We start from the raw sequence: 13403 nt of genomic DNA, 5'->3' as shown, positions 1-13403 counted from the left end.
TCGCGATCAAACGGATCCACCGATCACGATCGACCGGATTACGCACTTCGGGAGCGCCACGCCCCATGTGGATCACTACGTGCCGCTGGCCCTCGGCGGCAGCAACGATCGTAGCAACCTGCGCCTGCTCCATGCCGCCTGCAACCTCAGCAAGGGCGCGCGCCATCCCATCGAACATGGCCGCTCTCTCGGCCTTCTCTGCTGGTAGGGAGATCACCCAGCCATGACCATCATGGACGCCCTCAACACCTTCGACAACGCGATGGCGCTGACCGTCTCGCGCGCCTCGACCGACACCATGGACCTCGGCGTGAGCCGCGACATCGGCATCACCGAGACGCCACTGCTGCTGCTGTTCCAGTTCACGACGCTGCCCACGGCGGCCGGCGCGGCGACGGTGCAGGTGGACCTCCAGACCAGCCCGGACAACTCGACGTGGACCACGATCCAGTCGAGCGGCCCGGTGGCCTACACGGCGTTCACCGCGCGCGACCCGGCGGGCGGCATCCGTATGGCGGTGACGGGCCCGACGCAGCGGTACGTCCGCTGCAACTACACGATCGCCGCCGGCCCGCTGACGGCCGGCGCCGTGACCGCGAGCCTCGTGCGCGATCGCGACATGCAGCGGTTCTACAACCGCAACTATGCCGTCTGAGGGGGATGAGATGCCGATCCAGCAGTTCCGCGTCCTCGTGCCCTCCTACATCGGCGAGCGCCTGGTGGAGCCCGGCGCCGTGGTGGAGGTGGACACGGACGTGATGGCCCCCGGTGCCAACCTGGAGCCGGTGCGGGGCGCCACCACCATCCCCGAGGCGGGGCAGCCGGCCCGCGTCATCGCCGCGCCGCGCACCCCGAACGACCCGCTGCCGATCGTGCCCATGCCCACGCCCGACGCGGCCCGCGTCGGCGCGCAGGCCGATGCCGTCGAGGCCGGCGAGGCGCCCGCGTCCAGCCTGGAGGCGGCCAAGGAGACGGCGGCGCAGGAGCAGGACGCCCAGGAGAGCGCCGCGCGCGCCAAGGGCCAGAAGAAGGGCGGCTGAGCCGCGCGCGCCATGGCGGTCATCGACCTCGGGATCGTCAACCGCGCGCTGTCCCGGCTGGCCGCGCGCACGCCCGTCTCGTCCATCGACGAGAACAGCACCGAGGCCGCCTATGCGCGGACCTTCTACCCCTCGACGCTCGCCGCCACCCTGGCGATGCTCGATTGGGGGTTCGCCAGGGCGGTGCAGGCGATGCCCCTGGTGGGCACCGCGCCGCCACCGTGGGCCTACCAGTATATGCGGCCCGACGACTGCCTCACCCCCCGTGCGGTGCTGGGGCAGGCCGCGACGTTCCCCGGCGCGTGGCCGGTGGAGGACTGCACCATCCGCGTCCCCTTCGCCGCCGGCAGCGCGCGCGACGCCGGCGGCGCCATGGTGCCGGTCATCCGCACCAACATGCCGGGCGCCAGCCTCCTCTACACGCGGCTGGTGGAGGAAACCGGCCTGTGGGAGCCGGGGTTCGCCGAGGCGTTCACATGGGCGCTGGCGGCCGACCTGGCGCTGCCGATCACCGGCAAGGCGGACATCCAGCGCGCCATGCTGGAAGGGCGGGCCGCGGCGCTCTCGCAGGCGGCGGTGAACACCATGCAGGGCCGCACCGTGACCGCGCTCCATGAGCCGGACTGGCTGGCCGGGCGCGACCCCGGCGCCGGCGGACGCTGCCCCGGCCCGGCGACCACGACGTTGCCGGTCACGCCCGGCGGGCCGGACGAGACGATCCTGATCCTGGGATGAGCACGCTCTATCAGCCGAGCTTCGCGGCCGGCGAACTGGCGCCCGGCCTGCACTACCGCTCCGACCTCGCGAAGTGGCGGGCCGGCGCCAAGCGGCTCGTCAACTTCTTCGTCCACCCGCAGGGCGGCATCAGCAACCGGGCCGGCACGCAGTACACGGGCACGGCGAAGGCGACGGCCGCGGTCCGGCTGATCCCGTTCACCTTCAACGTCGACCAGACCTATGCGCTGGAGTTCGGCGCCGGCTACATCCGCTTCATCTCGGGCGGCGCCTACCTGACCGTCGCTGGCGCACCGCTGGAGGTGGCGACGCCCTACGCGGCCGGCGAGCTGTTCGCCCTCAAGTACGTGCAGTCGAACGACGTGCTGACGATCACCCACCCCGCGCACGCGCCGCAGACCTTGCGCCGGCTCGGGGTGACGACCTGGGATTTCGGCCCGGTGGATTTCGGCGCGCAGCTCGGGCAGGTGACGGGCCTGACCGCCACGGCGCAGAGCGACAGCGTGCCGGGCGGAACGCCGACGCCTTCCATGCGGGGCTTCCGCTACGCCGTGGCGGCCGCGCGCCGCTCGCCGCCGGACTATGGGCCGCTGAGCGCCGACGCGACGTGCAGCAACTACGACCTCGGCTACAACGGGACGAACGGCACCCGCAACACGCTGCACTGGGACACGCTGCCCGGCGCCTCGTTCTACAACGTGTACCGCTTCTACCAGGGCGGGTGGGGCTTCATCGGCGCCACCGAGGACCAGACCTTCGTGGACACCAACGCGCTGCCCGACCTGGCGGACGGCCCGGTGGAGGCGAACGACCCGTTCGTGGATGGCTGGCCCGCGACGGTGGGCTATTACCAGCAGCGGCAGGTGTTCGGCGGCGGCACCGCGACGCCGCAGACGCTCAACTTCAGCCGCTCGGCCAACTTCACCAGCTTCGACACGGCCAATCCGTTGCAGCCGGACGACGCGATCACGGCGACCCTGGCCTCGCGCGAGAGCAACAGCATCCGGCACCTGATCGCCTTGCAGGACCTGATCGTGCTGACGGCCTCGGCCGCATGGTCGGTGTCCGGCGGCGACAGCGGCGTGCTGACGGCGGCCTCGATCCTGGTCAAGCCGCAGGTGTTCGTCGGCGCCAGCGACGTGCCGCCGCTGACGGTCAACTTCGACCTGCTCTACGTGCAGGCCAAGGGCGCGGCGGTGCGCGGGCTCGCCTACAACAACGTCGCCAACGGCTACGTCGGGCAGGACCTCTCGGTGCTCTCGGCACACCTGTTCACCGGCTACACCATCGTGGACTGGGCGTGGTGCGCCGAGCCGCACAAGGTCGTGTGGGCGGTGCGCAGCGACGGCGTGCTGCTGGGCTTCACGTTCCTGCGCGAGCAGGAGGTGTACGCCTGGCACCGGCACGAGACGGACGGGCAGTTCCTCTCGGTGTGCAGCGTCTCGGAGGACGGCGAGGACGTGCTGTACTGCGCGGTGCGCCGCGGCGGCGCCATCACCGTCGAGCGGATGCGCTCCCGGCGGATCGGACCGCAGGGCACCAACCCGGCCGAGGCATGGTTCGTGGACTGCGGCTTGCAGTACCGCGGCGCGCCGGCGACGACCATCTCCGGGCTCGGGCACCTGGAGGGGCGGACGGTCGCGATCCTGGCGGACGGCAACGTGGTGACGCCGCGCGCGGTGGCCGGCGGCACGATCACGCTCGACCGGCCGGCCAGCATCGTGACCGTGGGCCTGCCCTTCACGGCGCTGGCCGAGACGCTGCCGCTCGACCTCGGGCAGCAGGGCGGGACCATCATCGGCAAGCGCAAGCGGGTGTCGCAGGTGCGGCTGGCGGTGGAGAACACGCGCGGCCTGGAGGTGGCGATCTCGCCGGAGCGGGCCGAGCGCGAGCCGCAGTGGCGCGAGTTCAAGGAGCGGCGCTTCGAGGCATGGGGCGCGCCGACGGCGCTGCTGACCGGGACGGAGGAGCTCAACGTGGCCGGCGAGTGGGACCACTACGGGTCGATGCTGATCCGGCAGACGCGCCCGCTGCCCTGCACGGTGCTGGGGATCATGCCCGAGGTGGAGGTGGGGTCGTGACCCGGCGCCGTCGCAAGCCCTACACCGCCCTTGGCATCCGCCGAGTGCCCTGCTTCCGCTGCGGCGAACCGTCGCGGTTCCAGTGGGACATCTGCGCCGACGGGAACACGCCGCGCGGACTGTGTGTCGCCTGCGATGTGGCACTGAACGAGATGGTCCTGCGCTGGGTTGGCGACCCGGAAGCCGACGCGAAGATGGCGTCTTACCGCCAGCGGGTGCTGTCGTGATCGCCTACCGACCGGCCGAGGCGGCCGACGTGGCGTGGATCGGCCCGCGCCTGCGGCCGGCCGACGTGGCCGAGGTGGCGGCGTCCTCCGGCATCCCGGCGGCGCGCGGACTGGCGCTGTCGCACGCGGCCAGTTCCATGGCGATCACGGCCGAGGCGGACGGCGAGCCGGCGGCGATGTTCGGCGTGGTGCCGGGCTCGGCGCTGCTGGGCGAGGCGGTGATCTGGATGCTGGCGACGCCGGCGGCCGACCGGCAGGCGCGGGCGTGGCTGCGCGAGGCGCCGCAGTGGATCGCGCTGCTGGGCGACGGCTGGCGCGTGCTGCGGAACCACGTGGACGTGCGGAACCGGGCGTCGGTGCGCTGGCTGGTGCGGATGGGGTTCCGGCTGGAGCCGGCGGTGCCGTTCGGGGTCGAGGGGCGGCCGTTCTATCCGTTCTGGAAGGAGGTCGGCCATGTGTGACTTCACAGGCGCCACCTGGGTTGCCTTGGCCGGGCTCGCAGCGTCAGCGGCCAGCACCGGCGTCGCCTATGCGGGCTCTCAGCAACAGGCAGCGGCAGCGCAGTACAGCGGCAAGGTCGCGCAGGTGCAGGCCGAGAACCAGCGCCGGGCCAACGAGTACCAGGCGCAGGTGGCGAGCAACAACGCCGACGCGGTGCGCAAGCAGGGCGAGGCGGCGGCGGCCGAGCAGCAGCGGCAGAACGCGGCGCGCCTCGGGCAGCAGCGCGCGGTGTTCGCGGCCAACGGGCTCGACCCGAACAGCGGCTCGGCGCTGACCATCCAGGAGGACACGGCCGAGGCCGGCGGGCTGGACGTGGCGAACACCCGGTACAACGCCGGGCTGCGGGCCCTGGGGCTGAACCAGGAGGCCGACATGTACCGGCAGGCCGGGGCGAACGCGGTCACGGCCGGCAAGATCAACGCGGCGACGGCGAGCATGCAGGCCGACAGCGCGGCGCTGAGCGGGTACGGGTCCCTGCTCTCGGGCGCGTCGCAGTTCAGCAGCCGGTGGGACACGTTCAGCAAGACGGCCGGCTACCAGAAGATGTTCGGGTAGGAGCGGCGCATGCCCCAAGTCCCCGGAGCCTTCGAAGGCAGCCGCGTCCGCGCGAACGGCACGGTCATGCCCAACATCCCCGCCGGCGCGTTCGGCGAGGGCATCACGCAGGCGGCGCAGCGGCAGGCCGGCGCCATGGCGCAGGGCGGGCAGGCGCTTGAGCAGGGCGCGGCGCGGCTGGATCAGGCGGCGGCCGGGCTCGACCGGATGGCGCGGGAGCAGATCCAGCAGGAGACGGTCAACCGCCGGACCACGCAGCTTGCCGGCATGGTCACTTCGCTGGCTGAACTGGAAACCCAGGTCGAGCAGCAGCGCGACCCTGATGGGGTTCGCAACACGTGGAAGCAGGGCGTGGCCCGGTTGCGGCAGGCGGCGGTTGACGGCGCCGGCAACGAAGATGACCGCACCTGGATCGGCGCGCAGTTCGATCAGCAGGCAGCGGGGCGCCTACGGTGGGTCGAAGGACAGGCTCGCGGGCGGGCGCGCGACAGCGGCCTAGCGCTGCTGGGCGAGGCCGAACGGGCACAATCGCGCAACGCAGACATGGCCCGAAGCCCGGAAGGGCGGCAGGCGGCAATCATGGCGTTCGATGCCGCAGTGGCCGGGCAACTCGCGGCCGGCAACATCGGCCAGGACGACGCGCAGCGGCTCCGTACCCGCTTCGCCGGCAGCGTCGAGTTCCTGGCCCTGAACCGGCTGGTGGGCGACGACCCACATGCCGGGCTGCGGGCGCTGAGCGACCCGCGCCTGACCGGCAACCTGTCCCCGGAGCAGCGGTTGCGGCTGGAGGACCGGGGTCAGGCCGGCGTCCTGCGGCTGGAGCAGCAGGCCGAGGCCGCGCAGCGTCGCGCCGAGGCCGACATGAACCGCCGGGAGCGGCGGGCTCTCGTGGCGCTCGGCGAATGGAACGCTCTCGCGGCGCAGGGCATCGTCCCTGCCGACCGCGCGGCGCAGACCCTGGAATTGGCGCGGGGGACAGACGCCGAGCCCCTGGTGCGGGCGACCATCGCCAATGCCCGGTTGACGGACCAGTTCCGGATGGCCCCCCTCCCGCAGCAGCGGGAGATGTTCGCCGCGGCGCAGGAGCGGATCCGGGCGGGCGCCGCTTCCGATGCCGACCTCGCGGTCCGCGACAGGATGCGCGCCACCGCCCAGCAGCAGCGGGAGGGCTACGCGACGGACGGGCTGGGGCAGGCCGTGCGGGACGGACTGGTGCGGCAGGACGAGATCCCGCCGCTGAACCTCGCGGATCCGTCCACCATCAACCAGCGCACCGCCTTGGCGCAACGCGTGATGGCGGCGCGGGGGCGGCCCGTGTCGGCGCTTTCGTCCGGCGACCTCCAGGAGATCACGCGCCAGTTCGTCCAGTCGCAGGCCGATCCAGCGCTCGCCACCCGCGTCATCGCCACCGTGAACGGCATCCAGGACCCGGCGGTGCGGCAGCAGACGATCGAGGCGCTGGAGAAGGCGCGCGGCGACGCCGGCCGGATGCCGCGCGGATCCATCGCCGTGATTGCTGACCTCGCCCGAGGCGATGCCTCGCAGCAGCGAGCGGCCATGGAGTTGACGCAGCAACTCACGTCGGAGGCCGATGACCGGGTGCGGCGCGCCGGCGAGGCGCCGCAGCTGCGGTCGGCGATGGAGCGGGTGTTCTCCGACCCGCGCATGCAGGTGGCGCGCGCCGCCGGCACCCTTATTGGGCGGGAGGGGCGCGCCGGGACGAACCGCCTCGATGCCTATGCCGACATGGTGCAGGGCGTCGCGCAACGCCTTGTGGCGCAAGGGGAGACGCCCGACCGCGCCGTGTCACGCGCCATGGACACGGTGTTCGCCGGCTCCCGGCCGGTGGTCATTCCGGGCGTCGCCACCATGACGCTCCAGCCGGGGATGGAGAGTGGCGACGGGCTGCGGCGTGGGCTGGTGGCGCTGCGGGATGGGTGGATCGCCCGCCTGCCGACCGATGTTTCCTCCGGCCGGACCGCCGACCAGCTCGCCATCAACCGCGAGGTCGTCCGGAACGCCCGCAACGGCGAGTGGGTGGATTTCGGGCAGGGGCAGTACGCCTTCGTTGGCGAGGGCGAGCGCGGCATCCGGGGCGTGCTGTTCACGGCCACGGCGGATCAGATCAATGAGGCGGCGCGGCGCGGTGTCACCCAGGGCTTGATCGGCAACCTCGGAACCAGGACGGGCGCGCAGCGGATCGAGGGCTGGGATCTGCCCGACCCGCCACGCCCGGCGGCGCCGGCGCCGCCCGCCACCCCCGGCCCGCGCGCCGCCGCCGACCCGCGCAACGGGAACCTGCCGGACACGGAATTGGTGTCCATCGGCGGCAACCACCGGCTCGCACCCGCCGTGGCCCCCGCCTACCAGCAGATGGTGGCCGAGGCGCGGGCGGCCGGCTTCGACCTCGCGCCGTCCGACAGCTATCGCACGCTGGACCAGCAGCGCGACCTCGCCGCCCGGAAGGGGCGCTACAGCCAGGGCGGCTTCGCGGCAGAGCCGGGGCACAGCCGGCACGGGCTGGGCGAGGCAGTGGACCTCGGTGAGCGCGGGCCCGGCGGGCAGGTGCGGCCGCTGACCCCGCAGGCCGTGGCATGGCTCCAGGCCAATGCCGGGCGCTTCGGCTTCGAGACCATCCCCCGCGAGCCCTGGCACTGGCAGTTCCGGGGCCAGCAGGTGGCCGGCCGATGAGCGAGACGGCCGCCCCCGCCCCCGACTTCCTCCCGCAGGACGAGATCGACCGCCTCTCGGCGCTTCTCGGCCAGCGGCGCCCGACCATGGGCGAGAGCCTCGGCGCCGCCGTGGACCAGGGGTTCCAGGGCAGCCTGTTCGGCGCGCTCCGGACCTATGGCGGCGAGGTGCGCGGGGCGCGGCTGGACCCCACGCCGATGAGCCGGGAGGAATGGCAGGCGTCGGGCCTCGCCCGGCCCGACGTGCCCTACCGGGAGGGCCTGACGCGCGGCCAGGCCGAGGCCATCGCGCGCGAGTGGGACGACCGGCAGGAACGGGCGCGGGTGCAGCAGGCGCGTGACCCCGGCCTGTTCGAGCGCGGTCTCGGCTTCGGTGCCCAGATGCTCGGCGGGGCGTTCAGCCCGGAGAACTACATCCCCTTCGCCGGCCCCCTCTCGCGCGGCCTCGGGCTGATCGGCCGGGCCGCCGAGGTGACGGCGGCCACCCGCGCTGCCGAGTTCCTGGCCGGGCCGGGCCTGTCCGCCGGCATGGCGCGCGGCGCCATCGAGGGCGTGCTCGGCAACGCGGCCGTGGCGCCGATCACCTACGGCTCGGACGCCCGCTACGGCGAGGAGATCACCTTCGGCCGGGTGCTCGCGGACCTTGCCATGGGCGCCATCGTCGGGGGGGCGTTCGGCGGCGCCGGCGCGGCGCTGTCTCGGTTCGCCGACCCGGTGGCGTCCGGCCGGGTGCTGGATGCGGTGGCGCGCGACGTGGCGGCGGGCCGGCCGATTGATGCCCCGCCGGTGGCCGGGCGGCTGGCCGAGGATGCCGCGGTGCGCTCGGCCCCGCCCGAGGTGGAGGGCATGATCCGGCGGGACGCGCCGCCGGGCGAGCGACTGGCGCTGCCCCGCGCGCCGGATGGGACGCCGCTGACGCGGGAGGGTTTCGAGGCGGCGGTCGCGGCGCGGGTGGAGGAGCAGCGCGTTGAGGCGGCGCCGCGCGCGGCCGGCGAGCCCGAGACGGCTCCGGCGCGGCTGGCCGAGGATGCCACGCCACCGGGTGAGCGCGGGGCCGAGCCGATGGCGCCCCGCCCGGTCGAGGCGCCTCCTGCCGCTCGCGCCGCCGATGACATGGGCGCGGCGCCAGAGGTGGTGCCGGCAACCCAGATCGGCGGCGAGGCTGTCCGCGCCCCGGAGCAGGCTATCCAGCCGGCGGGGGCCGAGGCCGCACGGGCGGCCGACAATGCGTCCCCGGCCGGCGAGGCGCCAGCCGGCGTCAGGCAGAAACCGGCGGAAAAGGGCGGAAACCCGGTTTCCGACCTTTCCGCCCCCGAAGCCGCCGCCCTCCACGCCGCCAACATGAACGACGCCTACCGCTGGTACCGCGAGGCGATCCAGGCCGAGGACCACATGCGCCGGCAGAGCCTCACGCCGGCCCCGGCCGAGACGCCGCCGGCCCAGCAAGCGCGCCCCACGCCCGACAAGCCCGGCCAGGCCAGCGCCGAGCGGACCGAGGCTGCGGAGGAGACGGCCGCGGCTCTGCGCGACGTGGATGCCCTGCGCGCCGAGGGCCGGGTCACGGCGGCCGACGAGGCGGCGCTGCGCGCCGGCGACGAGGCTGCCGCCGAGGGCGAGGCGCTGGCGAAGGCGCTGGAAGAGGCCGCCGCCTGCACGCTGAGGAACGCCGCATGAGCTGGAAGGACTGCGCCGCGGCGATCCGCTCGGCGGCCGGCCGCGACCTGACCGATGATCAGGTGGCCGACGTGTTCGAGGCCGTGGACCGGCGGAAGAAGGCGCTGGAGGCCGAGGGCCGGATCGACGGCCTCGACCAGCGGCTCCGCGAGGCCGTGGCGGAGGATGCCGAGCGGGTCCGGATCGACGCCGCGCTGGCGAAGAAGCACGCGGCCCTGTCGGTGCTCGCGCGGGACCGGGCGACGCGGCACGTCGAGGCGCTGGTCGAGGCCGGGGTCGGGCCGGCGTTCCGGTGGTCGCCCGGGAACAAGTACCGCAACGCCGTGCTGGCCATGTTCGAGGGCACCACGCGGGGCGTGGAAGGCGGCCGGCACTCCATCGCCGCGACCAAGCAGGCCTATTTCGGCCGGTACGTCGGCACGATGCAGGCCAACCTGATCCGCGAGGTGCCGCACGTCGAGGGCATGCTGCGCGACCGCGCGTTCCTCGACGACGTGGTGCGCGAGATGATGGAGTTGCGCGAGAACGGCGCGCCCGGCCGCACCGGCAACACCGATGCACAGAAGGTAGCCAAGGTGCTCGCTGATGCGGCAGAGATGAGCCGCACCGACCTGAACCGGCTGGGCGCGAACATCGGCAGGCTGGACGGCTGGGCCGGTTCGCAGATCCACGACGCGGACAGGATCGGCACGGTCACGAAGGACGCGTGGATCGACGCCATCCTGCCGAAGCTCGACCTCGACCGCACCTTCGAGGGTGTGACCGATCCCGCCGAGGTGCGCCGCATCCTCGGCAACGTCTGGGAGAACATCGTCTTCCAGCCGGATCGGGGCGCGCCCAGCCCGGGCGACGGCTTCGTCGGCCCGCGCAACGTCGCCCGCGCGCTGGAGCGGCACCGCGTCCTGCACTTCAAGTCGGCCGACGACTGGCTCTCCTACAGCCAGCAGTTCGGCCACGGCCACATCTTCGACGGCATGGTGGGGCATCTGTCGAAGGCGGCCCTGAACGCCTCGCAGATGGAGATGCTGGGCCCGAACCCCGGCGCCACGCTCGATGCCGTTCTCGACGGCCTGCGCCGACGGGTGGACCGGGACGACACGATCCCGCCGGCCGAGAAGGCGAAGGTGAAGGCGTCCCTCCGCGCGGACGCCGGGCTCGGCATCGGCGCCGCCTTCCGCATCGCCTCGGGCGCGAGCCTGATCCCGACCAGCAGGACCATCGCGGACGTGGCCGGCAGCATCCGGGCGGTGCAGTCCCTCGGCAAGCTGGGCGGCGCCACGGTCTCCAGCATCACCGATCTGCCGACCGCGGTGCTGAACCTGCGCTTCAACGGGCTGTCGTTCGGCGAGGCTATCGCCCAGCAGATCGGCGGTATCCTGGCCGGCCGCGGCAAGGGCGAGGCGCGGGAACTGGCCTACCTGATCGGCGAGGGCTTCGAGGGCCTGCTGGGTCACATCGTCAGCCCGCACGTCGCCAACGACAGCACGCCAGGCGCGATGCAGTCGGCCATGAGCCACTTCTTCCGCTGGACGGGCCTGACGTGGTGGACCGACGCGAACCGGGCATCCGTGGCGCGCATCCTGTCGGCGAACCTCGGCGGCAGCGCGCATCTGCCGTTCGGGGAACTGAACCCACGGCTCCAGCATGTGCTCAGCCAGCATGCGATCACGCCGGATCTCTGGGACGCGATCCGGACCCATGGCGCGACGCAGATCGAGGGGCGCACGTACCTCTCGCCCGAGGGCATCGCGGCAATGCCCGACGATGCCGCTCGGGCATTCGGCCGCAGCGCCGCCGATGGCCGCCGCACCGTGGAGCTCGCCCTGCGCCGCTACTTCGCCGACGAGGCCCGGTCCTCCGTGCTGGAGGCGGACGCCGCGACCCAGCGCTTCACCACCGCCGGCCTGTCGCGCGGCACGGTGCCGGGCGAGGCCATCCGCTTCATCATGCAGTTCAAGGGCTACCCCATCGCCTTCACGCAACGCGTGCTGGGGCGTGCCTGGCAGGGTGGCGCGGGCGGGGCCAGCGCAGGCGGGGCGCACATCGGCGCGCTGATCGCCGGCACGCTCGTCATGGGCTATGCTGCCATGACCGCGAAGGACGCCCTGCGCGGCTACACGCCGCGCGAGGTGGTGGACGAAGATGGCGTTCCGCGTCTCAAGACGATCCTGGCTGCGCTCACCCAAGGTGGTGGTCTGGGGATCGCTGGCGACTTCCTTTTTGGTGAAGTGTCTCGCAGCGGCAATACTGCTCTGGAGACGGCGGCAGGTCCCGCCGCCGGCGAAATCGCGGGCTGGCTCAACCTCTATGGAAAAGCCCGCTCTGGTGAAGCCAGTGCGGGCGAGGTTCTGAGCCGCGCGCTCGCCTCCACGCCGTTCATCAACATCTGGTACCTGCGCCCGGCCCTGAACTATCTCGTCCTGAACGAGCTGCGCGAGGCCCTGTCGCCCGGCTACCTCACCCGCCAGGACCAGCGCCGACGGCAGGACTACGGGCAGGAGCCGTTCCAGCAGCCCTACGACCGGATCGGTCTCGACCTGTTCTAGCCTGGGTGGTGGAGTGCCATAGGCCGACGCCGGGAAAATCCCGGCATGTCGGTCCTGACGACGAACACGCAGAACGTTTCGGCTGGCAACGGGGTGGCGACCGCCTTCCCGTTCACCTTCCGCTTCCTGTCCGCCAATCAGGTCCGCGTCTGGCGGACGGTGGCCGGGGCGTCGCCCGCGCTGGTGCCGCCCGCCGGCTACCTGCTGTCGCCCAACCCGTCCGGTGTCGGCGGCTCGGTCACGATCTACGGGCCCCCGCCCGCCTCCGGTGAGCAGATCACCGTCGAGCGTGTGGTCGAGTACACGCAGAGGCTCGCGGTCAACAACCAGGACGGGTTCTACCCGCAGGTCGTCACCGACAGTCTCGATGCGCTCGCCATGTCGGACCAGCAGCTTGCGCTGGGCATCGCGCAGTCGATCCGGGCCCCAGCCCCGGAGGCGTCAATCGGCTCCCTCCCGGCGGCGCCGCTGCGGGCGAACCGGGTGCTGGGCTTCGACAGCGCCGGCGCCGTCATCGCCGTGGACCCGGCGAGCGCGAGCATCACCACCGTCATCGCCGCGGACGGCACCACGCCACGCCTGCTGGCCGACCGCTTCGCCGAATGGGTGAACGTCCGGGACTACGGCGCGGTCGGCAACGGCCTCGTGGACGACACGGCTGCCATCCAGGCAGCGGTGACGCGGGCAGTGCAGACCGGCAAGGGCTTGCGCATCCCGCGCGGCACCTTCCGCCTCACGGCGCAGATCACCGGCGGCGCGCTCGTCGCCATCGCCGGCGACGGCAAGGCCGCCTCGGTCCTGATCTGGGACGACCTCCCCTCCTGCGGCATCTCCCTCGTGTATGCCGCCTACGGGCAGGCGCTCCACGTCAGCGGCGTCACCTTCCGCCAGAAGGGCACCAACCGCGGCACGGCGCTGCTGGCCGACTTCTCGGCCGCCTCGCTGACCTGGCCGGGCATCTGGCCGCGCCTGCTGGTAGAGGGCTGCTCCTTCGAGGGGCCCGACATCCCGGCGCAGCTCACGGGCTGGACCATCGGCATCGACACCGTGGCGGCCGCCTTCGGGCACATCGTCAACTGCGACTTCAACGGCGTGGCCGGCGCGCCGCACACCGGCCTCGCGCGCGGTGCGGTGGGCGTGCGCTTCCGGGGCACTGCCGGCGGCCTCTACCACAACGGCCATCCGGTCTACTGCACCGTCAGCCGGTGCAACATCAACAACTGGCAGATCGGCGTCCACTTCTCGGGCTGCGAGGGCGTGGTCGCGCGGGACAACAGCATCGTCGAAGTGGAGCGCGGCATCGTCACCACCGGCGACACCACGTCCGGCGCCGGCGCGCGGCCCTTCGTGCTGA

General features: G+C 73.0%; 12 protein-coding genes. All 12 read left to right on the top strand.

Translation table 11 applies throughout. From position 1 onward, the window contains the following. Window positions 1-208, top strand: a 208-nt coding sequence (locus M0638_RS27010) for an HNH endonuclease (RefSeq protein ID WP_248670058.1), incomplete at its 5' end; no start/stop codon positions are given. Window positions 209-223: 15 nt separating this feature from the next. Beyond that, window positions 224-655: a Bbp16 family capsid cement protein gene (locus M0638_RS27005; RefSeq protein WP_248670057.1), complete on the top strand. Its 432-nt coding sequence runs from the start codon at window positions 224-226 to the stop codon at window positions 653-655. Between the two features lie 10 nt (window positions 656-665). After that, window positions 666-1040, top strand: coding sequence for a hypothetical protein (locus M0638_RS27000; RefSeq protein ID WP_248670056.1), 375 nt, complete (start codon window positions 666-668; stop codon window positions 1038-1040). 12 nt (window positions 1041-1052) lie between these two features. Next, window positions 1053-1775, top strand: coding sequence for a hypothetical protein (locus tag M0638_RS26995; RefSeq protein WP_248670055.1), 723 nt, complete (start codon window positions 1053-1055; stop codon window positions 1773-1775). Continuing rightward, the gene (locus M0638_RS26990; protein ID WP_248670054.1) at window positions 1772-3856 is read left to right on the top strand and encodes a hypothetical protein; all 2085 of its coding nucleotides are present in this window, start codon (window positions 1772-1774) and stop codon (window positions 3854-3856) included. The genes M0638_RS26995 and M0638_RS26990 overlap by 4 nt, the downstream gene beginning before the upstream one ends. Further along, the gene (locus M0638_RS26985; RefSeq protein ID WP_248670053.1) at window positions 3853-4083 is read left to right on the top strand and encodes a hypothetical protein; all 231 of its coding nucleotides are present in this window, start codon (window positions 3853-3855) and stop codon (window positions 4081-4083) included. Before M0638_RS26990 ends, M0638_RS26985 begins: the two co-directional genes overlap by 4 nt. Continuing rightward, window positions 4080-4544, top strand: coding sequence for a hypothetical protein (locus M0638_RS26980; RefSeq protein WP_248670052.1), 465 nt, complete (start codon window positions 4080-4082; stop codon window positions 4542-4544). The genes M0638_RS26985 and M0638_RS26980 overlap by 4 nt, the downstream gene beginning before the upstream one ends. After that, window positions 4537-5139 (top strand): virion core protein, T7 gp14 family, encoded by a 603-nt coding sequence (locus tag M0638_RS26975; RefSeq protein WP_248670051.1) that lies wholly within the window; start codon window positions 4537-4539, stop codon window positions 5137-5139. Before M0638_RS26980 ends, M0638_RS26975 begins: the two co-directional genes overlap by 8 nt. Window positions 5140-5274: 135 nt before the next feature. Beyond that, window positions 5275-7830 carry a M15 family metallopeptidase gene (locus tag M0638_RS26970; protein ID WP_248670050.1) on the top strand — a complete coding sequence of 852 codons (2556 nt, stop codon included), beginning with the start codon at window positions 5275-5277 and terminating at the stop codon, window positions 7828-7830. Further along, window positions 7827-9503, top strand: a complete 1677-nt coding sequence (locus M0638_RS26965; protein ID WP_248670049.1) for a hypothetical protein — start codon at window positions 7827-7829, stop codon at window positions 9501-9503. The genes M0638_RS26970 and M0638_RS26965 overlap by 4 nt, the downstream gene beginning before the upstream one ends. After that, the gene (locus M0638_RS26960; RefSeq protein ID WP_248670048.1) at window positions 9500-12049 is read left to right on the top strand and encodes a hypothetical protein; all 2550 of its coding nucleotides are present in this window, start codon (window positions 9500-9502) and stop codon (window positions 12047-12049) included. Before M0638_RS26965 ends, M0638_RS26960 begins: the two co-directional genes overlap by 4 nt. Before the next feature lie 45 nt (window positions 12050-12094). Next, window positions 12095-13403: glycosyl hydrolase family 28-related protein (locus tag M0638_RS26955; RefSeq protein ID WP_248670047.1), on the top strand; the 1309-nt coding region annotated here is incomplete at its 3' end.

The sequence above is a fragment of the Roseomonas acroporae genome, assembly GCF_023223525.1.
GTDB classification, from domain to species: Bacteria; Pseudomonadota; Alphaproteobacteria; order Acetobacterales; family Acetobacteraceae; genus Roseomonas_E; species Roseomonas_E acroporae.
The sequence above is the reverse complement of the archived record's forward strand: the minus strand, read 5'-3'. Positions and strand labels throughout refer to the sequence as shown.